This is a genomic window from Micromonospora sp. ATLC16, from assembly GCF_057196645.1.
In genome coordinates, this window is sequence record NZ_JBXUOW010000065.1 from 1 (window position 1) to 21,613 (window position 21,613).

22 protein-coding genes are annotated in these 21,613 nt (G+C 72.2%); 6 read left to right on the forward strand and 16 right to left on the reverse strand.

What is annotated here, in order from left to right:
• Positions 1 to 2,517: chromosome segregation protein SMC (gene smc, locus AC2CHE_RS21755; RefSeq protein WP_484506716.1), on the reverse strand; the 2,517-nt coding region annotated here is incomplete at its 3' end.
• Positions 2,518 to 2,791: 274 nt separating this feature from the next.
• Entirely contained in the window at positions 2,792 to 2,986 is a 195-nt protein-coding gene (locus tag AC2CHE_RS21760) for a hypothetical protein (RefSeq protein ID WP_093401709.1), read from the reverse strand.
• A 371-nt stretch (positions 2,987 to 3,357) separates the two neighbouring features.
• Between AC2CHE_RS21760 and AC2CHE_RS21765 the strand changes: the two genes are divergently transcribed.
• Both AC2CHE_RS21765 and AC2CHE_RS21770 read left to right on the forward strand, forming a co-directional pair.
• Positions 3,358 to 4,704 carry a CAP domain-containing protein gene (locus AC2CHE_RS21765; RefSeq protein ID WP_484506717.1) on the forward strand — a complete coding sequence of 449 codons (1,347 nt, stop codon included), beginning with the start codon at positions 3,358 to 3,360 and terminating at the stop codon, positions 4,702 to 4,704.
• A gap of 108 nt (positions 4,705 to 4,812) precedes the next feature.
• A complete protein-coding gene (locus tag AC2CHE_RS21770; protein WP_484506718.1) occupies positions 4,813 to 5,655 on the forward strand; it encodes an endo alpha-1,4 polygalactosaminidase in 843 nt (280 codons plus the stop codon).
• Between the two features lie 60 nt (positions 5,656 to 5,715).
• Here the strand turns inward: AC2CHE_RS21770 and mutM are convergent, their stop codons facing one another.
• The 8 genes from mutM to rsmD all read right to left on the reverse strand — a co-directional run bounded on the left by mutM (position 5,716) and on the right by rsmD (position 11,169).
• On the reverse strand, positions 5,716 to 6,573 hold the full coding sequence (gene mutM / locus AC2CHE_RS21775; RefSeq protein WP_484506719.1) for a bifunctional DNA-formamidopyrimidine glycosylase/DNA-(apurinic or apyrimidinic site) lyase: 858 nt from the start codon (positions 6,571 to 6,573) through the stop codon (positions 5,716 to 5,718).
• Positions 6,566 to 7,402, reverse strand: coding sequence for a ribonuclease III (gene rnc / locus AC2CHE_RS21780; protein ID WP_484506720.1), 837 nt, complete (start codon positions 7,400 to 7,402; stop codon positions 6,566 to 6,568). The genes mutM and rnc overlap by 8 nt, the downstream gene beginning before the upstream one ends.
• Positions 7,399 to 8,352, reverse strand: coding sequence for a phosphate acyltransferase PlsX (locus AC2CHE_RS21785; protein ID WP_484506738.1), 954 nt, complete (start codon positions 8,350 to 8,352; stop codon positions 7,399 to 7,401). The genes rnc and AC2CHE_RS21785 overlap by 4 nt, the downstream gene beginning before the upstream one ends.
• A 129-nt stretch (positions 8,353 to 8,481) precedes the next feature.
• A complete protein-coding gene (rpmF, locus tag AC2CHE_RS21790; protein WP_091435485.1) occupies positions 8,482 to 8,655 on the reverse strand; it encodes a 50S ribosomal protein L32 in 174 nt (57 codons plus the stop codon).
• 5 nt (positions 8,656 to 8,660) lie between these two features.
• Positions 8,661 to 9,224, reverse strand: coding sequence for a YceD family protein (locus tag AC2CHE_RS21795; protein ID WP_363916966.1), 564 nt, complete (start codon positions 9,222 to 9,224; stop codon positions 8,661 to 8,663).
• A gap of 171 nt (positions 9,225 to 9,395) precedes the next feature.
• Positions 9,396 to 9,893: a hypothetical protein gene (locus AC2CHE_RS21800; protein WP_484506721.1), complete on the reverse strand. Its 498-nt coding sequence runs from the start codon at positions 9,891 to 9,893 to the stop codon at positions 9,396 to 9,398.
• Between the two features lie 230 nt (positions 9,894 to 10,123).
• Positions 10,124 to 10,609 carry a pantetheine-phosphate adenylyltransferase gene (gene coaD / locus AC2CHE_RS21805; RefSeq protein WP_484506722.1) on the reverse strand — a complete coding sequence of 162 codons (486 nt, stop codon included), beginning with the start codon at positions 10,607 to 10,609 and terminating at the stop codon, positions 10,124 to 10,126.
• The gene (gene rsmD / locus AC2CHE_RS21810) at positions 10,606 to 11,169 is read right to left on the reverse strand and encodes a 16S rRNA (guanine(966)-N(2))-methyltransferase RsmD (RefSeq protein ID WP_484506723.1); all 564 of its coding nucleotides are present in this window, start codon (positions 11,167 to 11,169) and stop codon (positions 10,606 to 10,608) included. The genes coaD and rsmD overlap by 4 nt, the downstream gene beginning before the upstream one ends.
• Before the next feature lie 344 nt (positions 11,170 to 11,513).
• Between rsmD and AC2CHE_RS21815 the strand changes: the two genes are divergently transcribed.
• Positions 11,514 to 13,016: a cell wall anchor protein gene (locus tag AC2CHE_RS21815; protein WP_484506724.1), complete on the forward strand. Its 1,503-nt coding sequence runs from the start codon at positions 11,514 to 11,516 to the stop codon at positions 13,014 to 13,016.
• Between the two features lie 117 nt (positions 13,017 to 13,133).
• Here the strand turns inward: AC2CHE_RS21815 and recG are convergent, their stop codons facing one another.
• Both recG and AC2CHE_RS21825 read right to left on the reverse strand, forming a co-directional pair.
• Positions 13,134 to 15,338: an ATP-dependent DNA helicase RecG gene (gene recG / locus AC2CHE_RS21820; RefSeq protein ID WP_484506725.1), complete on the reverse strand. Its 2,205-nt coding sequence runs from the start codon at positions 15,336 to 15,338 to the stop codon at positions 13,134 to 13,136.
• Positions 15,335 to 16,936, reverse strand: a complete 1,602-nt coding sequence (locus AC2CHE_RS21825; RefSeq protein ID WP_484506726.1) for a DAK2 domain-containing protein — start codon at positions 16,934 to 16,936, stop codon at positions 15,335 to 15,337. Before AC2CHE_RS21825 ends, recG begins: the two co-directional genes overlap by 4 nt.
• Before the next feature lie 216 nt (positions 16,937 to 17,152).
• Here AC2CHE_RS21825 and rpmB point away from each other — a divergent pair, with 216 nt between their 5' ends.
• Positions 17,153 to 17,344: a 50S ribosomal protein L28 gene (gene rpmB, locus AC2CHE_RS21830; protein WP_093401721.1), complete on the forward strand. Its 192-nt coding sequence runs from the start codon at positions 17,153 to 17,155 to the stop codon at positions 17,342 to 17,344.
• Between the two features lie 106 nt (positions 17,345 to 17,450).
• On the opposite strand, the gene AC2CHE_RS21835 is transcribed toward rpmB, so the two are convergent.
• Together AC2CHE_RS21835 and AC2CHE_RS21840 are read right to left on the reverse strand one after the other, a co-directional pair.
• Complete coding sequence (locus AC2CHE_RS21835) at positions 17,451 to 17,912, reverse strand: GNAT family N-acetyltransferase (protein WP_484506727.1); 462 nt, start codon at positions 17,910 to 17,912, stop codon at positions 17,451 to 17,453.
• A 49-nt stretch (positions 17,913 to 17,961) separates the two neighbouring features.
• Entirely contained in the window at positions 17,962 to 18,900 is a 939-nt protein-coding gene (locus AC2CHE_RS21840) for a thiamine-phosphate kinase (RefSeq protein ID WP_484506728.1), read from the reverse strand.
• Between the two features lie 146 nt (positions 18,901 to 19,046).
• Here AC2CHE_RS21840 and AC2CHE_RS21845 point away from each other — a divergent pair, with 146 nt between their 5' ends.
• Together AC2CHE_RS21845 and AC2CHE_RS21850 are read left to right on the forward strand one after the other, a co-directional pair.
• Entirely contained in the window at positions 19,047 to 19,280 is a 234-nt protein-coding gene (locus AC2CHE_RS21845; protein WP_013284547.1) for an Lrp/AsnC ligand binding domain-containing protein, read from the forward strand.
• Positions 19,281 to 19,901: a DUF3515 family protein gene (locus tag AC2CHE_RS21850; RefSeq protein WP_484506729.1), complete on the forward strand. Its 621-nt coding sequence runs from the start codon at positions 19,281 to 19,283 to the stop codon at positions 19,899 to 19,901.
• Positions 19,902 to 19,927: 26 nt separating this feature from the next.
• On the opposite strand, the gene AC2CHE_RS21855 is transcribed toward AC2CHE_RS21850, so the two are convergent.
• Complete coding sequence (locus tag AC2CHE_RS21855) at positions 19,928 to 21,034, reverse strand: D-alanine--D-alanine ligase family protein (protein ID WP_484506730.1); 1,107 nt, start codon at positions 21,032 to 21,034, stop codon at positions 19,928 to 19,930.
• 149 nt (positions 21,035 to 21,183) lie between these two features.
• Positions 21,184 to 21,420: a hypothetical protein gene (locus tag AC2CHE_RS21860; protein WP_484506731.1), complete on the reverse strand. Its 237-nt coding sequence runs from the start codon at positions 21,418 to 21,420 to the stop codon at positions 21,184 to 21,186.
• Between the last annotated feature and the right edge of the window lie 193 nt (positions 21,421 to 21,613).

Genomic DNA, 21,613 nt, shown 5'->3' on the forward strand with positions numbered 1-21,613 from the left:
GCGCCGGGCCGCCGCCCGTTCCCGGGCCGCCCGCTCGGCACCGGCCTGCCGGCGCAGCGAGTCGGCCCGTCCGGCGATCGAGGCGACCCGCTCCTCGGCGGTACGCACCGCGAGCCGGACCTCCATCTCGTTCTGTCGGGCCTGCGGCACCATGGCGGCGAACTGGTCACGTTCCTCAGCGGAGGGTTCCGCGTCGATCGGGGTGGCCTCGGCCAACCGCAGTCGCTCCTCCAGTTCGGCCAGGCTGGTCAGGTCCCGTTCCCGGGCTGCCTCGGCGCGCGACCGGGACTCGCCGAGGCGGTCGGTCTCCGCCTTCGCCGACCGGGCGGCGGCACCCAGCTCGGCGAGCCGCCGTGCCGCGGCGTTGCGGTGGCTCTCCGCCTCCCGCTTGGCCGCCGCGGCGTGCTGCACCGTCTCCTTGACCGTGGCAACCTCGGCACGCGCCTCGACCAGCTGATCCCGCAGTTCGGCGCTGGTCCGCTCGGCAGCCAGCCGATTTGCCCGGGCCTCCTCGACGGCCGCCTGCACCTCGATGTAACTCGGTGCCTTGGCCGACCCGCCGGCCGACGCGTACGCGCCCACCACGTCGCCCTCGCGGGTGACCGCCCGCAGTTCGGGATTTGCGCTGACCACCTCGGTGGCGGCGGACAGGTCCGCCACCAGCACCACGTCCCGCAGCGCCCGGTACACCGCAGGCCGGATCTGGGCGTCGCAGTCGACCAGGTCGGGTGCCCAGTGAACGCCATCGGGCAGTTTCGGACGCAACGCGTCGGCCGGGCCGGACATGCCCGGTCCGGCGGGGCTGCCGACGAGCAGGCCGGCCCGACCGGCGTCGGAGATCTTCAGCAGCCGCATCGCCTCGACGGCCTCGTCCACGCCGGTCACCGCGACCGCGTCGGCCAGCCCGCCGAGCGCCGCGGCGAGCGCCGCCTCGTGGCCCGGCGCCACCGTGAGCAGGCCGGCGAGGCCGCCCAACAGGCCGGGTACCTCATCGGCGCGGGCCAACAGGGCCCCGGCGCCGTCCTTGCGGCGCAGGCCCAGGGCGAGCGCCTCCTCCCGGGCCTTCCAGGTCGCGGCGTCCTTCTCCGCCGCCCGTTCCGCGTCCGACAGGGACCGGACCGTGGCCTGAGCCTTTTCCTGGGCGGCGACGGCCGCGGCGTGCCGGGCGTCCAGGTCGGCGTTGTCGCGGTCCGCCTCGGTGGACTGCTCGGCGACCGCGTCCAGCTCGGCCTGGGCCCGCTCAGCACGCGCCATCGCGTCGGTATGCGCGACGGCGAGCCGCTCGATCTCCTCGCCGGCGCTGGTGGTCCGCGCCCGGGCGGAGTTCACCTGCCCGGTCAGCCGGGCCAGGCCCTCCCGCCGGTCCGCGATCGCCTTCGCGGCGGCGACCAGTTCCCGCTCGGCGGCGGCAAGCTGCCGCTCCAACTCCTGGCGGTGCTCGACCGCCTCGGCCAGCCGGACCTGGTCGTCGGTGAGCGCCGCGCGCAGTTCCTCCTCCTGCTCTCGGACCCGTTCGGCCTCGGCCTCCAACTGCTCCGGGTCACGGCCCGGGCGCTCGTCGTCCGGCGTGGCGGTCAGGTGCCGCAGCCGTTCGACGGCGAGCTGCTCGATGGAGCGGAACCGCTCCTGCAACGCGGAAAGCCTGTACCAGGTGTCCTGGGCGGCGGCCAGCAGCGGGGCGTCGGAGGCCAATGCCTCCTCCAACTCGCCGAGGCGGGACTGCACCTCGGCGTTCTCGGCCTCGACCTGCTCACGCCGCTGCCGAAGCGCGGTCTCGTCCGCGATCTCCTTGTCCAGCGTGGTCCGCAGTGTGGCGAGGTCGTCGGCGAGCAGCCGCAGCCGGGCGTCGCGCAGGTTGGCCTGGATCACGGCCGCCCGGCGGGCCACCTCGGCCTGCCGCCCGAGAGGTTTGAGCTGTCGGCGCAGCTCGGCGGTGAGGTCGGTGAGCCGGTTGAGGTTGGTCTGCATCGCGTCGAGCTTGCGCAGCGCCTTTTCCTTGCGCTTGCGGTGCTTGAGGACGCCGGCAGCCTCCTCGATGAACGCCCGCCGGTCTTCCGGCTTGGCGTGCAGCATCCCGTCGAGCCGGCCCTGCCCGACGATGATGTGCATCTCCCGGCCGATGCCGGAGTCCGACAGCAGCTCCTGAATGTCGAGCAGTCGGCACGAATCGCCGTTGATCTCGTATTCGCTCTCACCGGAGCGGAACATCCGGCGGGTGATCGAGACCTCGGTGTACTCGATCGGCAGCGCGCCGTCGGTGTTGTCGATGGTGAGGGTCACCTCGGCTCGGCCCAGCGGGGCTCGCCCGGCGGTGCCGGCGAAGATGACGTCCTCCATCTTCCCGCCGCGCAGCGCCTTGGCGCCCTGCTCGCCGAGCACCCAGGCGATGGCGTCGACGACGTTGGACTTGCCCGAGCCGTTCGGACCCACCACGCAGGTGATCCCCGGCTCCAGCTTGAGCGTCGTCGCGGAGGCGAAAGACTTGAAGCCCTTCACCGTCAGGCTCTTGAGATGCACCTTCTCGATCCTCGTCCGGTGGCCGCCGTACCGTCGCCCGGCTGCGCGGACCCTGGTAAACCCGCAGACTAACCCGGGACCGGGTGGCGCACGCGACGCGACCCACCTGCCGGCCGTCGGACACCGACCGGACCACGCCGTCACACCGAACGGCCGAGGCGATCGGCTACGCACAGAGCTGCGCGCCGGCACATCGTGTCGGCGCGCTCAGTGCGGTGGTGCTATTCAGTTGTGGCGACCGCTTGGTGCGGTCGCCTTGCGGCGACCAGTTGGTTCAGGTCAGCGCGGGCTCGGCCAGACGAAGCAGATCGTCTGCCTCCGCCGCAGCCGCCGCGAGCCGATCGTTCTCGGCACGCAGCCGCGTGACCTCGAACTCCAGTGACTGAACCCTGGCACGCAGTCGGGTGACCTCGTCGAGCAGGCGCCGGTCGGGCGCCGCACCTACGTGGCCGTAGAGGGCCTTCGCCATTTTTACTCCTTGATATGCGCTGCCGGAGAGGCCGGCCAACGCGCGCCCATGTGAACGCGACTACCATTCCCACAACTTCTGGGCATGGCCGGGCGCGACTGGCGACATCACCATATTGAGCCGACAGCCCCTGGTTCGTCAAGTTCACGCAGGCCGTAGATCATCTCGGCGTCGGCCACACCCGTCTCGGGGGACTGCCACGAGGCGCGGACACGCTCTGTCCGGACACCCCGACTCTACGCTCCGGAAACACCGAACACCTCACCCGGACGTACCGGCTCCTCTTAACTCTTCCTTAGCCAGATTGCTGCTGCTCAGACACAGCACGTAGCGTCACCCCGGCCCGTAACCGACCCGTGGAGGCGACAGGCGTGCACGGCTGGAATGATCCGATCGACCCGGAGCACACCCCGCAGCGGGCGGAACCAACGACCGACGACCCGGCCTGGTTGACCGACCGGCCGGCGCCACGGTCGTCCCACCTCTTCGGCGACGACCCGGAGGACCCGTCCGACGGGTGGTACCGCGACCAGCCGACCGAGCAGTGGCGGTCCGACGCCACGCAGTGCTACCAGGCGACGGAGGCGCACCGGCCGGCGGAGCAGTCGTACCCGACGGCGGGGCAGGACTGGTACGACACCTCGGGCTCGTTCCACCACGAGGCGCGCTCGTTCCGCCAGGAGACCGGGCGGCACCACCGCGACGACGACCTCACCGCCGTCCATGCCGCCGAAGGACCCACGCACCACGTGTCGCCGCAGGAGAGCCCGTACGCCTACGATGATCGGCTCGACTGGTACACCGATCAGGCCGTCGGGTACCCCGACCGGAGCAGCGCGCACGCCGAACCGGTCGTCCTCCCTCACCACGGGCCGCAAACCGGGCACCGGGAGATGGCCGGGGTCGACGAGCCGGCGCTCGAACCGACCTCCCGGGCCCGTCGGTCCCGCCGGCTGCCGCGTCCCCTGGTGATGGGTGGCGCCGCCGCGGCCGCCACCCTCGTGGTGAGCATCGGCGTCGCGGCCCTCGCGCTGCCCGGTGACGACACCTCCACCAACTCCACGGCCGGCGAGGCACCGGTCGCCAGCGCGCCCGCCGCGCCGGAGGAGGACGAGGAACTGGCGCTCGACCTGCCCGAGAGCCAGAGCCCGAGCGCCACTCCCAGCCCCAGCGCCTCCCCCAGCACCGTGACGGCGTCGCCGTCACCGAGCCGGACGACCCGACCCAAGCCCAAGCCCAAGCCCTCGCGCAGCACGGCCCCCTCCCGACTCGGCGCCGAACGCCAGGGCAGCCCGAGCCGGGCCGCCTCTGCCAGTCCGTCCTCCTCCGGCGACGTCGCCTCGGAAGCGGCCGAGGTGCTCGCGCTGGTCAACGCCGAGCGGGCGAAGGCCGGCTGCGGCGCCCTGAGCATCGACGACAAGCTGATGACCGCGGCGCAGCGACACAGCCAGGACCAGGCCGACAACAAGAACATGTCGCACACCGGCAGCGACGGTAGCGATCCCGGCGACCGGATCGACCGGGTCGACTACGCCTGGCGCACGTACGGTGAGAACGTCGCCTGGAACCAGCAAACGCCGGCGGCCGTCATGGACGCCTGGATGAACAGCGACGGACACCGGGCCAACATCCTCAACTGCGCTTTCACCGAGATCGGCGTCGGCGTGGCGAGCAGCAACGGCCCGTACTGGACGCAGGTGTTCGCCGCACCACGCTGAGTGCGAGTCCTTGTCGGGTCTGCGCTCGTTTGACCGGGTGGGTACGCCGAGACCCGGCGTACCGGCTCGGGCGGCCCGACGCCGCCCCCGCGACCTGCGGAGCTGGCGATGCGGTACGGCCTGGGCGGGCGACCGGCGCGGTGGATGCACCGCCGGGCGCTGCCGGCCGGTCTGACGTTCACGCTGCTGGTAACGGCTGCCGCCTGTCGGCCTGACCTCACCCCGCCCGGTGCGCCGACCAGTTGGCCGAGCAGCTCGGCGCGGCACTGGCAGTGGCAGTGGCAGTTGGACGGGGTGCTCGATCCGGACGTCGAGGCGGACGTGTTCGTCCTGGACCCGGTCGACACCACCGCCGCACAGACCGCCGAGTTACGCTCCCGGGACCGTCGGCTGGTCTGCCAGGTGCACATCGGGTCGGTGCGTCCGACCGACCCCGACGCCGACCGCTACCCGGCCCGGGTGCGCGGGGCGACGATCACGCGCAGCGGGCGCGTCTGGTTGGACGTACGCCGGTGGGACGTCCTGCGGCCGGTGCTGGCCGACCGGTTCCGGCTCTGCCGGGGCAAGGGTTTCGGCGCGGTGGTGTTCGCCGACGCCGACGGCTACGACCAGCGGTCCGGCTTCGCGCTGGAGTTCGACGACCAGTTGACGTTCAACCGTCGGGTCGCCACGCTGGCCCGCTCGCTCGACCTCTCCCCCGGCCTGCTCGGCGACCTGGCGCAGGTCACCGCGCTGGCGCCGGACTTCGACTTCGCCGTCAACGAGGAGTGCGTACGGCTGGGCGAGTGCGACGAGCTGCTGCCCTTCACCGACGCCGGCAAACCGGTGTTCCACGTCGAGTACACCGGTGCCACCACCGGGTTCTGCGTGACGAGCGTCGGCTACGGCTTCGCCTCGATCCGCAAGAACCGCACCCTGGACGCCTGGCGCCTGCCCTGTCCCTCCCCCTGACGCAGTCACCGCGCCCAGCCGGGCCAGCACCGCCAACCGCGCCCGGCCGGGGCGGCGGTGTCAACCGCGGGGCTTGGCTCGGGGGCGGGGCTGGCAGCGGGGGCAGCTGTAGGACGACCGGTTCATGAACGCGTCGCGGCGAATCGGTGCGGCACAGCGACGGCAGGGCTGCCCCTCACGTCCGTACGCGTTCAACGACCGGTCGAAGTAGCCGCTCTCGCCGTTGACGTTGACGTAGAGGGCATCGAAGCTGGTGCCGCCCGCAGTGATCGCCTCGCCGAGGACGTCCCGCACGTGCGCGAGCAGCCGCTGGGCGGCCGGGCCGGTCAGCGCGTCGGTTGACCGGGTGCCATGCAGCCCGGCCCGCCACAGCGCCTCGTCGGCGTAGATGTTGCCCACGCCGGAGATCAGGCTCTGGTCGAGCAGCGCCCGCTTCACCTCGGTCCGCCGCCGACGCAGCGCGGCCACGAACTCCGCGTCGGAGAACTCCGGGTCCAGTGGATCGCGGGCGATGTGGGCGATCTCCGCCGGCAGCGTGCCGCCGCCCTCGCTCACCGACAGCCCGCCGAAGGTGCGCTGGTCGACGAAGCGCAGCTCGGGCCCACCGTCGTCGAAGCGGAACCGGACCCGCAGGTGCGTCTCGTCTGGCGCGTCCGCCGGTTGCAGCAGCAGTTGCCCGGACATCCCGAGGTGTCCGACGACGGCGTCCCCGCTGTCCAACGGCAACCAGAGATACTTTCCGCGCCGACGGACGTCGAGCACCTTCCGGCCGGCCAGCACGTCCGCGAAGTGCGCTCCGCCGGGCACGTGCCGACGAACCGCCCGGGGGTGGCGCACCTCCACGGTGTCGATCCGGCGGCCGATGACCCAGCGGGACAGGCCCTGCCGGACGGTCTCCACCTCCGGCAGCTCAGGCATGCTGGGCCGGGGCCTCGACCTCGCCCACCAGGTCCCGCTGGCCGTCCACCGCCGCGTTCACCCGCTCGTCAGCCGAGCCGTCGGCGATCGACTCGACCTGGCCGTCGTCGGTCGCCTCAGGCTGCTCGGTGAGGGTCCGCCAAGCCGACTCCGCGGCCCGTTGCTCGGCCTCCTTCTTGCTCCGCCCGTCTGCGCCGCCGTACCGGTTGCCGGCGACCACCACCCAGGCGGTGAAGGTCTTCAGGTGGTCGGGCCCGGTGCCCTCGATCCGGTATTCCGGGACGCCGAGGCCGAGCGCGGCGGTCAGTTCCTGAAGGCTGGTCTTCCAGTCCAGCGCGGCGCCCCGGCCAGCGGACTCGGCCATCAGCGGGTCGAACAACCGGTGGATCACGATGGCGGCGGTGTCCAGGCCGTACTGGAGGTAGATCGCGCCGAGCAACGCTTCGAGGGTGTCGGCGAGGATGCTGGCCTTGTCCCGACCGCCGGTGGTCTCCTCGCCCTTGCCGAGCAGCAGGTAGGGGCCGAGGCCGTCCGGGCCCAGGCCGCGCGCCACGTCGGCGAGCGCGCGCATGTTGACCACGCTGGCCCGCAGCTTCGCCAGCTGCCCCTCCGGCAGGTCGGGGTGGTTCTGAAAGAGCGCGGTGGTGATCACCACGCCCAGCACCGAGTCGCCGAGGAACTCCAGCCGCTCGTTGGTGGGCAGCCCGCCGTTCTCGTACGCGTACGAACGGTGGGTGAGCGCGCGCTCCAGCAGTTCCGGGTCCAGTGAGACCCCGAAGGCGGCCTCCAGGTGGCCGACTGCGGGCCGCCGACGCTTGTCGTTGCTCATGATGTGCGTACCTCGGTGTCGGTCGTGCGATCGGTGCGGTTCCCGGCGAGCAGCGCGGCGACCCGCTCGGTGGCGTCGCGCCGCCAGAGGTGCGCGGCCAGGGCGATGCCGGAGGCGATGTCATCGGCGCGGGCGGCGCCGTGGCAGACGACGACGGTGCCGGCCACGCCGAGCAGCGCGGCCGCCCGGGGAGCGCCGCCACCAGGCGGCGTCCCGCCGGCCATGGCGTACGCGCCTTCGACGGCTTTGAGCAGCACGTTACCGGTGAAACCGTCGGTGACCACCACATCGGCCCGCGTGCCGACGCAGACGTCGTACCCCTCGACGAGCCCGACGTAGCGGGCCTCGCCGGGCAGTGCCGCCGCACTGAGCACGGGATCGGTGAGCCGCCGGGCGCGGTCGCCCTTGCCGGGCTCGGTGCCCACGGAGAGCAGGCCCACCCGGGGCGCGGCGACACCGTGGGCGACCGCGGCGTAGGCGGCACCGAGCGCGGCATGCCGGGCGAGTGTCGCCGGGTTCGGTTCCAGTGAGCCACCGACGTCGAGCAGGACGACGGTGCCGGAGACGGCGGGCAGCGCGGCGGCGAGGGCCGGGCGTCGCACGTCGGGCCAGCGGCCGAGGCCGAGGGCGGCAGCGGTGACGGTCGCGCCGGTGGAGCCGGCGGAGACCACCGCGTCGGCGTATCCGGCACGGACCGCCGCCACCGCCGCGCGGACGGTGGTCTCGGCGCGTGCCGCGCTGGGGTCGTCGGCCATCTCGACGACGGAGTGCGTCGGGCGGACCGTGATCCGGTCCCGTTGTGCCGGTTCCAGGGCGTCGATCAGCGTGCCGGCGGCCCGGGTCGGCCCGACGAGAAGCAGGTGCAGGTCCGGGTCGTCGCACACCGCCCGCAGAGCGCCGTCCACCACGACGGCGGGAGCCTCGTCCCCGCCGAGGAGGTCAACGGCGATCCGTGCGACGCCTGACTCCGACTCGACGCCGGCCGGCCTGGGCCGGCCGGCGTCGGCCGGAGTTGCGGGCGTCCGTCGGGAGGTGTGCGTCGCCCGACCTGTGGTCGGAGACGTCACGCGCCGTCCGGATCAGACCTCAAGGACCTGGCGGCCGTTGTAGGTGCCGCAGACCGAGCAGGCGGCGTGCGGCAGCTTCGCGGACTTGCACTGCGGGCAGGCGACGGTCGCGACCGCCGCGGCCTTCCAGTTCGCCCGGCGGGACCGGGTGTTGCTGCGCGACATCTTGCGCTTGGGGACGGCCACGGTTCTTACTCCTCTGTACGGGTCAGTTGCGACAGGCCCGCCCAACGCGGGTCGATCTGCTGGTGACTGTGATCGGCCGGCAGATCGTCCCGGTGCACCCCGCATTCGGGGCACAGGCCGGGGCAGTCCTGGCGGCAGAGCGGGTTGTTCGGCAGCGCGAGCACCACCGCGTCCCGCAACGCCGGTTCCAGGTCGATCAGGTCGCCCTGCATTCGACCGACCTCATCTTCCTCGGTGGTGGCATCCGTGGTGCTGTTCTCGTACGCGTACAGCTCCTGGATCGTCACCGTCACCGAGTCGTTGATCTCGCGCAGGCAGCGACCGCACTCGCCCCGGATGGGACCGCTCACGGTCCCCGAGACGAGCACGCCCTCGGACACCGACTCCATCCGCAGATCGAGGTCGAGGCCCGCGCCCTCCGGCACGCCGATCAACTCCACGCCGAGGTCCGACGGTGCCGGGACCACCCGTTCGACGGTACGCAGAGCACCAGGTCGGCGCGGCAGTTCCCTCGTGTCGAGGACCAGCGGCGACCTGGGGTCGAGTGAAGTGGGTGAGTTCTTGGGCATAGTCAGATCTCCGGCCGGTGAGAGGCCGACAAACGAGGTTACCTGGACGGACGCTCCAGCGTCGAATCGGGGGTGACCGGCCGTCCCGGCACCGGGAGCAGCGGAGGTCCCGGCACTGGCGGACAGTCCGGCCGGCAGCGGACGATCCGTTCGACGACGGCCCCGCGGCGGTCAGAAGGGCAACGGACGCTCCGCCTCGTCCCCGGCGAAGGTGCCGATCTCCCGCAGCGCGTGCATCTTGTCCCGGCCACGCTCTATCGAGGCCAGCGCCCGGGTGAGGAACTGCTCGAAGTTGGCCAACGCGGTGTCGACGTAGTCGTCGACCTCCTCGCGCAGCCGCTGCGCCTCGGCGCGTGCCTCGCCGATGATCCGGGCGCCCTCGTGCTCGGCGGAGACGGTGATCTCGTTCACCGAGACCAGGCGGGCGTGTTCCGCCTCACCCTCGCTGATGATGCGGTCGGCCTCCCGCTTGCCGGCCTCCATGATCTTGTCCCGCTCCTCCAGCAGGGCGGCGGCGCGGCGCAGGTCGGCAGGGAGTTCGGCGCGCAGTTCGTCGAGGGCCGCGATCATCTCACCCCGGTCGACCATGCAGTTGTTGCGCGACATCGGTACGGAGCGCGCCTGCTCCACGATGGTGATCAGTTCGTCGATGCGGTCGAGCGGGTCCACCGGTACCTCACTCCTGTCGTTCGTCGGGCCGACCTACATCATGCGGGCTGCGGCCGGTTTCCCGCTTCACCCAATGATGTCGTCCGCCGCCAACCCCACACCGCCCCCTCCCCGGGCGTGTCGCCCCGCCCCACCTCGCGATCTTGCACTTCCTGCACCCGCAAACACGCCGAAAGCGACAGAACGACGACCGGAACTGCAAGATCGCAACTCAGGAGCGGGGGCGGTCGTCAGGGGGGTGGGGGGACCAGGCGGGCCTTGAGGGCCTCGCGGACCACATCCGGTACGTGGGGAGTGACGTCGCCACCCCACTTGGCCACGTCCTTGACCAGACTCGAGGAGAGGAAGGAGTAGAGCGGGTTGGTCGGCATGAACAGCGTCTCGACCCCGGCCAGGCCGATGTTCATCTGGGCCATCTGCAACTCGTAGTCGAAGTCGCTGACCGCCCGCAGGCCCTTGATGAGCACGCTCGCCCGCTGCGCCCGGCAGAAGTCCACCAGCAGGCCCCGGAAGGACTCCACCCGCACGTTGCCGTAGGAGGCGGTCACCTCGCGAAGCATGTCGATGCGCTCCTCGACGGTGAACAGGCCACTCTTCGACTGGTTGACCAGTACGCCGACGATCACCTCGTCGAACAGCCGGCTCGCTCGGCCGACGATGTCGAGGTGACCGTTGGTGACCGGGTCGAACGATCCGGGGCACACCGCACGTCTCATGATCGGCGACCGTACCAAAGGGTGGTCTCGCCGTACCGACGACTGCGCTGGCCAGTGATGCCTTGCACCCACTCGACCGGTCCGCCGCGACTGGACCGCTCCACCACCACCAATGCCTCCGGCGCCAGCCAACCCCCGTCCAGCAGAGCGCCGAGCATCGCGCGGATGCCGTCGTCCGGCAGGGCGTACGGCGGATCGGCGAAGACGACGCCGTACGGATCACCCTCCACGCCGGCGGCCAGCACGGTGGCGACCTTTCCGGTGACCAGTCGGGCCGACGAACCGACCCGCAGCGCCGTCAGGTTCTCCCGGATCACCCGAGCGGCGCGCGGGTCGGACTCGACCAGCAGCGCGTACGCGGCGCCCCGGGACAGCGCCTCCAGGCCGACGGCGCCCGAGCCGGCGTAAAGGTCGGCGAAGCGAACGCCGTCGAGGTCCACCTCGGCTTCGATCGCGCTGAACAACGCCTCGCGGACCCGGTCGGAGGTGGGTCGGGTGCCGGCACCGGACGGGGCGGCGATCCGCCGGCCACCCAGGCTGCCCGCGACGATGCGGGTCATCGCTCGCTCCTGCTCACCGTCCTGACGCTACGCGACAGCGGACCGGCCCCGGGCCGACGGAGCCCCATCGCGGCGGCGTACCGGTCCGAACGGGACAGCGGAGCGCGCCGCCCCCAAATGATCACTACGGGTATATCAATAGTCTCGAATTGACAACATCTCACTTAAGCTTGCCTGAGGGCTGTTTCGTTTCTCGCGATCTCGCTAGGGTCTGCCCGGTGCCGGCGCATCGCCGCCGGTCATCGGCAAGGGAGGCACACCTCTCCTCAGGCGCGGCGTCGTACCGCCAGCGCCGTCCGTCCCGCCCGCGCCGACCCTGAAGCATCTTCACCCCGGGAGTACGCGTGATCCGACCCAAGCTGTCGCTGCGGCGGCCGCTGGCTGTCCTGGCAGCCGCCCTCATCGGCCTGACCGGAGCAGCGGCGGTGGCCACCCCCGCCAGCGCCCACCACACCACCATCACCGCGACCGTCGTCTGTGACCAGCTCAGTGGCGAGCGAGTGATCACGTGGACGGTGGCCAACAGCGAGCGCAGGACCGCCGCCACGGTCAAGAAGGTGACCGCCGAGCCGTCGACTCCCATCCAGGTTCTCGTGCCGGGTGCCGACCCCGTCGACCTCCAGGGCGTGGCGATCCCCCGGGGCGGCTCGGTCCAGGCCGTACAGCGCGTTCCGGGCACCACCGAGAGCGCCAAGCTCATCGTCGAGGGCCGCTGGGACAACCGGCGGGAAAGGACCAACGAGGGCACCATCAACCTCGCCGCCGACGGAGCGTGCACCCCGGCGCCGAAGTGCGTCGACGCCAGCGAGGCGAAGTACAGCCACACCTTCGACGGCCCGAAGGGCACCGCGACGGTCAAGCTGGACGGTGACCTGCCGCTGTGCGGCGACGAGAAGCAGTACTTCACCCTGGTGTCGTACTTCGCCCCGCGCCCGCAGTTCGCCACCCCGCAGTACGTCTACGGCGAGCCGGACAGCGACTTCCTCGGCGCCGGCCAGCACGAGATCGAGCTGAACGTCGGTGTCCCGGACTGCCACACCCAGGTCGACCTGATCTGGGGCGGCGTCGACGAGGTCATCGACCCGCTGGTCGAGGGCGGCCCGCGCTACGGCGCCAAGAAGCTTGGCGACAAGGGTGCTCCCGGCAACCGTTCCTCGGGCCCGCAGGGCTGGTACAACGGCGGCAGCAAGAACTGCACCACCCCGGCGTCCACCTTCTCCTCCGCCTGCGACGGCAGCGTCACCGTCTCGCTGAGCAACGACGGTTCGATCTCGAAGTACCCGGTCGAGTTCGAGGTCCGGGGCGAGAACGGCTGGACCAAGACCGTCACCGTCGAGCCGGGCAAGGCCGACAACGAGACCGTGGTGCCCGCCGAGAACGCCGGCAAGATCGAGGTGCTGGTCGACGGCGAGGTCATCGATAACGGCACGTACTCCTGGGAGCGTCCGGAGGACTGCCCGCTGCCGACCGTGACCACCGAGGCGGACTGCGAGACCTTCGGGCTGACCGCGTCGAACCCGGAGGGTGGCATGCCGGTCAAGGTGGAGTTCACCTACGGCGACAAGACCGAGACCCGTACGGTCGCACCGGGTTCGTCGGAGGCGGTCACCTTCCCGGCCGGTGACGAGGAGGCGGCGCTGGTCGTCCTGCCGGAGCTGGGCCTGGAGCTTGAGGTCGTCTACGCCCCCGAGGGCTGCGGCGGCGGCGGTGGCGGCGGCGATGGGCCGGGCCTGCCGGTGACCGGCGCTGCGGCCGGCGGCATCGCCGCGGGCGCGATCGCCCTGCTGGCGCTGGGCGCGATCCTGTTCGTGATGGCGCGGCGGCGGCGGATCCACTTCACCGCCTGAGCCGAGCTGAGCGTGCCCGCCCCGGTCACCCCGTTCCACGGGTGACCGGGGCGGTTCGCTGTCCCGCCCCGGCGACCGGCGGGAGGGGATTCGGAAGGCCGGCGGCTCGGAAGCGGCTCAGCCCTTTTCGAGGTACTCGGCGCGGTCGGCGTCGACCAGCGCGGCCACCGAGGCGGCGAGCGCCGGATGCCGGGTCAGCTCCGGATCCTCCTCGACCAACGCGATCGCCTCCGCCCGCGCGTCCCGGATCAGGTCCGCGTCGCGCAGCAGCGACAGCAGGCGCAGGTGCGAACGACGGCCGGACTGGGTGGCGCCCAGCACGTCCCCCTCCCGCCGCTGTTCCAGGTCCAGCTCGGCGAGCTTGAAACCGTCCGTGGTGGAGGCGACGGCGTCCAGCCGCTCCCGTGCCCCGCTGCCCTCGGCCGCCTCGGTCACCAGCAGGCAGAGCCCGGGTGCGCTGCCCCGGCCCACCCGGCCGCGCAACTGGTGCAGCTGCGAGACGCCGAACCGGTCGGCGTCCAACACCACCATCATCGTCGCGTTGGGGACGTCCACCCCCACCTCGACCACCGTGGTGGCCACCAGCACGTCCAGCTCACCGGCGGCGAAGGACCGCATCACCGCGTCCTTCTCGTCGGCCGGCAGCCGGCCGTGCAGAACCCCGATCCGCAGACCGTGCAGCGGCCCGTCGGCCAGCAACGGCGCGACCTCGGTCACCGCCAGCGGTGGCCGCCGCTCCGAGTCGTCGACCGTCGGCGGCTCCTCCTCGGCCCCGGACGTCGAGTCCCCGATCCGGGGGCAGACCACGTACGCCTGGTGGCCGGCGGCCACCTCCTCCCGCAGCCGCCGCCAGGCACGATCGAGGAAGGCTGGCTTCTCCGCCACCGGTACGACGTGTGAGGCGATCGGTGAACGACCGCGCGGCAGTTGGGACAGGGTGGAGATCTCCAGGTCGCCGTAGACCGTCATGGCGACCGTACGAGGAATCGGGGTGGCGGTCATCACCAGTACGTGCGGCGGCTGGTCCGCCTTGGCCCGCAACGCGTCCCGCTGCTCGACGCCGAACCGGTGCTGCTCGTCGACCACGACCAGACCCAGATCGGCGAAGTCGACCCCCTCGTAGAGCAGGGCGTGGGTGCCCAGCACGATGCCGGCCGCGCCGCTGGCGACCTCGGCCAGCGCCCGACGCCGAGCGGCCGCGCCCAACGAGCCGGTGACCAGTTCCACCCGGGTGGCATGGTCGGCGGCACCCAGCTCACCGGCCTGGGCGAGCGGGCCGAGCAGGTCGAGCATGCCCCGGTGATGCTGGGCGGCGAGCACCTCCGTGGGTGCCAGCAGCGCGGCCTGCCCGCCCGCGTCGACCACCTGGAGCATCGCCCGCAGCGCCACCACGGTCTTGCCGGAGCCGACCTCGCCCTGCAACAGCCGGTGCATCGGATGACCGGTGGCGAGGTCGGCGGCGATCTCCACACCGACGTCACGTTGACCGGCGGTCAGCTCGTACGGCAGCCGGGCGTCGAACGCGTCGAGCAGACCACCTGATGTCCCGGGCCGGGGACGCGCGGGCGACGCGGCAGCGTCCCGCTTGCGTCGGACCAGGGTCACCTGCACGGCGAACGCCTCGTCCCACTTCAGCCGCCGACGGGCCCGGTACAGCTCCTCCCGGCTGGACGGCCGGTGGATCTCCCGGAGGGCGTTCCCCAGGCCCACCAGGTTCCGGCTGGCCCGTACCGACGCCGGCAACGAATCCTCCGGCGGGGCCACCGTGTCCAGCACCACCCGGACGCAGCGGGCGATCACCCAGGTGGGCACCGCCGCAGCGGCCGGGTAGACCGGAATGAGCGCCCCGGCGAACTCCTCGATCTGCTCGCTGGCCGCGACCTCGGTGTCGGTCTGCTCCCCCAGCAGGACGTACTCCGGCCCGTTGAGCTGCCGCCGACCGCGGAACTCGGTCACCTTCCCGGCGAACAGCCCCCACCGGCCGGGGCGCAGTTCACGTTCGCGCCACGCCTGGTTGCCGAAAAAGGTGAGCGTGAGGCTGCCGCCGGAGCTGTCGCCGACGGTGACCTCCAACAGGTTGCCCCGCCGCTGACGCATCGGGCGTACGGCGGTGCGCTGCACCTGGGCCAGCACGGTGACCTGCTCGCCGACGTCCAGCGCGCGGATGTCGGTGTGCTCGCCACGCTCGTCGTAGCGGCGGGGAAAGTGGTAGATGAGATCGCCCGCGGTGTGCAGGTCGAGGTGACCGGCCAGCGCCTTGGCGGTCTTCTCGCCGACCAGCTTCTTCAGCGGAGTGTCCGGGTCGGACGGTGTGGCGGTCATTCGACACCGACCATCAGGGGATGATGGGGTTGCCCGCCCGGGTACGCCTGCACCTCCACGAAGGGCCAACGCGCCGTGAGGTGCGCCCGCACCGCGTCCACCAACCCGTCGGGCGCGTCGGCACCGACGAGCAGCGTGACCAACTCGCCGCCACCGCCGAGCATCCGGTCGACCAGCGCGACGCAGGTGTCCACCAGGTCGGCGCCGATCAGATTGACCTCACCCTCCACCAGGGCGAGCACGTCACCGGCGCGGCACGGGCCGGCGACGGTGAGCGCCTCGCGGCCGGCCCGGCACACCTCCGCGTACCGGCAGGCGCCGGCAGCCTCGGCCATCGCGATCACGTCGTCGGCGAAGCGGCGCTGCGGATCGCGCACGGCTAGCGCCGCCAGCGCCTGCACCGGCGACCGGGTCGGTACCACCGCCACCTCCACTCCCAGCCGGCCCGCCTCCTCGGCGACCTGGCTCGCCACCGCCTGCGCGTCCGGTTCGTTGGGCAGCACCACCACCCGTGCCGCCCCGGTGGCGCGTACCGCGTCGAGCAGCTCCCCGACCGAGGGGTTGCCCGGCACCACCACCGCTCCCTCGGCGGCGAGCAGCTCGGCGATCCCGGCGCCGGCGGCCACCACCACGGCAGCCCGCCCGTCGGGCAACCGGGGCGGTACGGGCTCCGGGTGATCGACGAAGCGGGTCACCGCGATCTGGTGCGGGCGGCCGGCGACCACACCCGCCTCGATCGCCGCGCCGACGTCGTTGACGTGCACGTGAACCTGCCAGGTGCCCTGGTCGCCGACGACGACCAGGGAGTCGCCGATGGTGGCCAGGGTCTCCCGCATCCGCTCCACCGCGGCGGGCTCGGCGTCGAGCAGGAACTGCACCTCGTAGGCGTACTCCGGGGAGCCGGTCTCCCGGGCGACGGTGACCGCCGGCCGCACCGGCGGAAGACTGGGCGTCAGCCGCACCGGACTCTCCCCCGCGACCACCTCGACCAGGGCGTCGAGCAGCACGCACAGCCCCTGCCCACCGGCGTCGACCACCCCGGCCCGGGCCAGCGCCGGCAGCTGCTCGGGAGTGCGGGCCAGCGCGCCGGCAGCGGCGTCTGCCGCCGCCCGGGCCACCACGCGCAGCTCGTCGCTGCCAGCCTGCTCGGCCGCGCCGGCGGCGGCCGAGACCACGGAGAGCAGGGTGCCCTCCACCGGGCGGGCCACCGCCGTGTACGCCGCGTCGGTGGCCTGGCGCAGGGCTGCGGCCAGCTCCCGGCCCCGCACCTGCGGAGCGGCGGCCAGCGTGTCGGCGAGGCCCCGCAGGATCTGCGACAGGATCACCCCGGAGTTGCCTCGCGCGCCGAGCAGGGCGCCCCGGGCCATCAGGCGCAACGCGTGCCCGTGCGCGGTCGAGACGCCGTCGGCGTGGGTGTCGAGATCCATCGCCAGCGCCTGCTGCGCGGAGGTGAGGGTGAGCACCAGGTTGGTGCCGGTGTCACCGTCGGGAACCGGGTAGACGTTCAGCTCGTCGATCTCACCCTGGTGCCGCTTGAGCGCGGCCAGGCCGCCGGCGCACCAGCGGCGCACGGCGGCGGCGTCGAGGGTGTCCAGCACGGTGGCAGCCTATCGGCGTGCGCTGACACTCGCCCGGCACCGGGGCGGGTGCGGTCAGATCAGGTTCGCGGGCACGCTGCCGTCCGCATCGCCGCCGCGCGGTGGCGGTGGCCGAGCCCGGTTGGGCAGGCGACTTCCGCATCGGGTACTCTGGCCCGGTTGCCCGGGCTGCGCCTGGTGCCGACCTCATGAACGTTTCAATCCCAGGAGTATCCCGTGGCTAGCGTGTGTGACGTCTGTGGCAAGGGGCCGGGCTTCGGCCACAACGTGTCCCACTCGCACCGGCGGACCAACCGCCGCTGGAACCCGAACATCCAGTCGGTGCGCACCCCGGCCGGTGGCGGCACGACCAAGAAGCTGAAGGTCTGCACGTCCTGCATCAAGGCCGGCAAGGTCGCCCGCGCCTGACGCGGTAGCACCGGACATCACGACTGTCAGCACCGGCGGGCCCCAGCGGGCCCGCCGGTTTTGTCGTGTCCGCTGGCCGGTGTCGTGTGCCCAGCGAGCGGGCTGCTCAGAGCCTGCGGCCGAACGACAGGCAGCCGGGCTCAGCGGCGTAGAAGCCGAAGTTGGCGATCCGCTCGTAGCCGGCCGCCTCGTACAACGCGATCGCCTCGGGCTGCCGGTCACCGCACTCCAGGATGATCCGTCGGCGGCCATGCTGACGGGCCGAGCGCTCGATGGCCGCCAGCACCGTGCGGGCCACCCCCCGCCCCCGGGCCTCCGGCGCGGTGTACATCCGCTTCACCTCGGCGGCCTCGTCGCCGTGGCTGCGCCATCCGCCGCAGCCCACGGGCTGACCGTCGATCCGGGCGACCAGGAACGCCCCCGCCGGTGGAACGAACTCGCGCGCGTCGACCGGGGTCTCGTCGCCGCTGCCGCCGTACCGGCCGCTCAGGTCGGCCAGGGTCGCGGTGATCAACCGCCGCGCCTCCGGCGAGTCGAACGGCACCCGATGGATCTCGATCTCGTGCACCCGTGCAGGGTACGACGCGGCTGGCAGCGCACCGCGGGGTGGCCTGCGGTCAGCGGAAGTGATCCCATCCGGCCGGCCCGTCGAACGGTCTGCCGTCCACCGTCACACCGGAGCCTTCGGCGACGCGGCCGATCATGCGCCAGCCCGGTGGCAGGGCCGTCGCCGGGGGAAAGGTCGCGGCCAGCGCGTGGTCGTCGCCACCGGCCAACAGCCAGGCGTACGGGTCGACACCGAGCGCCTGCGCGGCGTCACGCATCTGCGGCGGCACCTCGAAGGCGTCCCGGGTGATGTCGATGGCCACCCCGCTGGCCTTCGAGACGTGCCCGAGGTCGGCCAGCAGCCCGTCCGAGACGTCGATCATGGCGGTGGCGCCGAGCCGGGCGGCCTGCGGTCCGGCCGGGTAGGGCACCTCCGGACGCCGATACGCCTCGACCAGCAGCCGGGGCGTCCGGAAGCCACGGGAGAGCACGGTGAACCCGGCCGCCGCGTACCCGGTCCGACCGGCCAGGGCGAGCAGGTCACCGGGTCGGGCACCGGCCCGGGTCACCGGCGACCGACCGCCCAGGTCGCCGAGGGCGGTGACCGCGATGGTCAGCGTAGGGCTGGCCGACATGTCCCCGCCCACCACACTGGCTTCGACACCGGCCGCCTCGGCACCGAGCCCGTCGGTCAGTTGTTCCAGCCAGCCGGTGTCGACATCCCCGGGTACGCAGAGCGCCACCAGCAGGGCGGTCGGCTCCGCGCCCATGGCCGCCACGTCGGCGAGGTTCGCCGCCGCCGCCCGGCGGCCGATGTCGTGCGCCCCGGACCAGTCCCGGCGGAAGTGCCGCCCCTCGACCAGCACGTCGGTGGTGGCGACCACCCGGGCGTCCGGCGCGGCGACCACCGCCGCGTCGTCACCGGGGCCGAGCAGCACCGTCGGGCCGTACGAGAGCCGGGCGGTGACCCGGTCGATCAGCCCGAACTCGCCGACACCCGCGACACTCACGACGGCACCAGCCTGAGCCTGACGGCTCGCTCGCTGCGCTCGCTCACTGTGCTTCTCCTTGGCCACCGATCGGCGTCTGCCCTGGTCCGTAAGGTACTTTCTCCCTTCGGGCCGCCTGGCAGGCGGCGACGGAGGGAGGTCGAGTCGTGGTACAGGCGTACATCCTCATCCAGACAGAGGTCGGCCGGGCACGTGACGTGGCCGGTCTCATCGCTGATCTCGCCGGTGTGGTCCGCGTCGACGCGGTCACCGGGCCGTACGACGTGGTCGTGCTCACCGAGGCGAACACCGTCGACGAGCTCGGAAAACTCATTGTCAGCAAGGTGCAGATGGTGCCCGGCATCACTCGCACCCTCACGTGTTCGGTGGTGCGCCTGTAAGTGGACGAGCACACTGAATCCCCCGTCGCCCAGGCTGACCGCCCGGACGCGAAGGCACCCGACCGCACCAGCCGCAGTGCGGCGCTGATCGCCACGGCGGTGGCGGCGCCGGTGGCCCTGCTGGTGGGTGCGCTCGCGCTGGGCAACCTCTCGCCGGCGGAGCCGACCGCCGCGCCGCAGCCGTCGGCAACCACGCCCGGTCCGGTCTCCACCGCGCCGGTCGAGATGGCCGCCCCTCAGCTCGGCGAGCGGCCGACCGTCGTCTGCCGCGCCCTGCTGTCCCAACTGCCCGACTCGATCCGCGACCTGCCGCAACGACCGGTCAGCGCCGGGCCGGAACAGAACGCAGCGTACGGCGACCCGGCGCTCACTGTGGCCTGCGGTGGCGACGAGCCGGAGGTACGGCCCGACGACCACCTCTACCTGGTCAACTCGGTCTGCTGGTACGCGGTGGAGGGTCCCGACGCGACGGAGCTGATCACCGTCGACCGGGAGACCGCGGTCACCCTGCGGGTGCCGCACAGCTACGGCGAGGCGTTGCAGTGGGCCTCCCCGGTATCCGCCACCATCGTCGAGTCGATCCGGTCGTCCGGCGCGGCACCGTCCGGCTGCACCTCCTGACGCAGCAGGTCAGCGCCGAGCTGGGGTCAGTGCTGTCCCGGTCCCCGGGTCAACGCGGTGCGGATGAGCCGGTCGACAAGCTTCGGATACTCCAGGCCGGCCGCCGCCCACATCCGAGGGAACATCGACGTGGGCGTGAAGCCCGGCATCGTGTTGATCTCGTTGAGGTAGACGTCGAGTTCGGGTGTGACGAAGAAGTCGACGCGGGCCAGGCCGGCGCAGTCCAGCGCGGTGAAGGCACGGACGGCGTAGTCGCGCACCTGCCGGGTGACCCGCTCCGGTAGGTCGGCCGGGATGTCGTACTCGCAGGCGGACTCCGCGTCGATGTACTTGGCCTCGAAGTCGTAGAAGTCGTAGTCCCCGACCACCCGGACCTCGGCCAGCACGGATGCCTCCGGCGCACCGCCGGCCTCGCCCTCCAGCACGCCGCACTCGATCTCCCGGCCGACGATGGCGCCCTCGACCAGGACCTTGCTGTCGATCTCCCGAGCGGTGGCGAGGGCTGTGTCCAGGTCGGCCCAGTCGTTGACCTTGGTGATGCCGAAGGAGGAGCCGGCCCGGGAGGGCTTGACGAAGACCGGCAGGCCCAGCCGCTGCTTGTCCGCCTCGCTCAGCGTGGTCCCGCTGCGCAGCACCGCGTACGGGCCGACCGGGATGCCCTCGGCGGCGCAGAGCTTCTTGGTGAACTCCTTGTCCATCGCGGCGGCCGAGGCGAAGACCTTCGCCCCGACGTACGGGATGCCGGCCATCTCCAGCATGCCCTGGATGGTGCCGTCCTCACCGTAGGCGCCGTGCAGCACGGGGAAGACCACGTCCACGTCGGCGAGCGCCCGGGGTCCTTCGGTCGGGTCGAGCACCAGCAGTCCGCCGCCGGTGGGGTCGGTGCGCAGCACGATGTCCGTGCCGGATGCCGCGGTGATCTCCGGTAGCCGACGGGCGTTGATCGCCAACTGGCCGGGGTCGCCGCTGGTGAGTACCCACTGACCGGCTCGGGTGATACCGACCGGCACCACCTCGAACTCGTCCGGGTCCAGCACGCCGAGCACACTGCCGGCGCTGACGCACGAGATGCCGTGTTCCGGGCTGCGGCCGCCGAAGACGATCGCCACGCGGGTCTTGCCTGGGGTGGTCACTGTGATCACCTTTCCGGGACGCACTGCCGGCGCTCTCCCGGATGACCTTACTGTGCGTGGCGGATGTGGGGAGCCGATACCCTGCGGGAACGCGATGCGGCCGCAAAAGGTCAACGAGCGATATACGGAAAGTAATCGGACGATCGAGGTCAGCCGGCCAGCTCACGCTCACCGTACGCGTGCCGGCGGCCGATGGCGAGCACCTTGACCCGCTGCCGGCCGGCCCGCACCATGCCCAGCGCCATGAAGGCGCCGGCGATCCGGTCGGCGGCCTCGCGACTGCTCGCGCCGACCACCTGGCGGCGACGCTCCGGGGCCAGCCGTTCGTTACGACCATCGATCTCGAACGGACGGACGTCGGTCAGCACCACCAGGAAACGTGTCATCGCCGGCCGTCCCGGCACTCGCCGAAAACCCGCTGACCAGTCTGCACGTCGCTTCCCTTCCGATGGCCGACCCACTGGCGTGGCACGCGGCGATCGGGTACGGGGGAAACCCGACCGCCGCGCGCCTCATCCCCTCCGGTCGCTCACCACCACCGTCGCCACGACAACCGGCGGTGAGGACGCGCTAACAGGT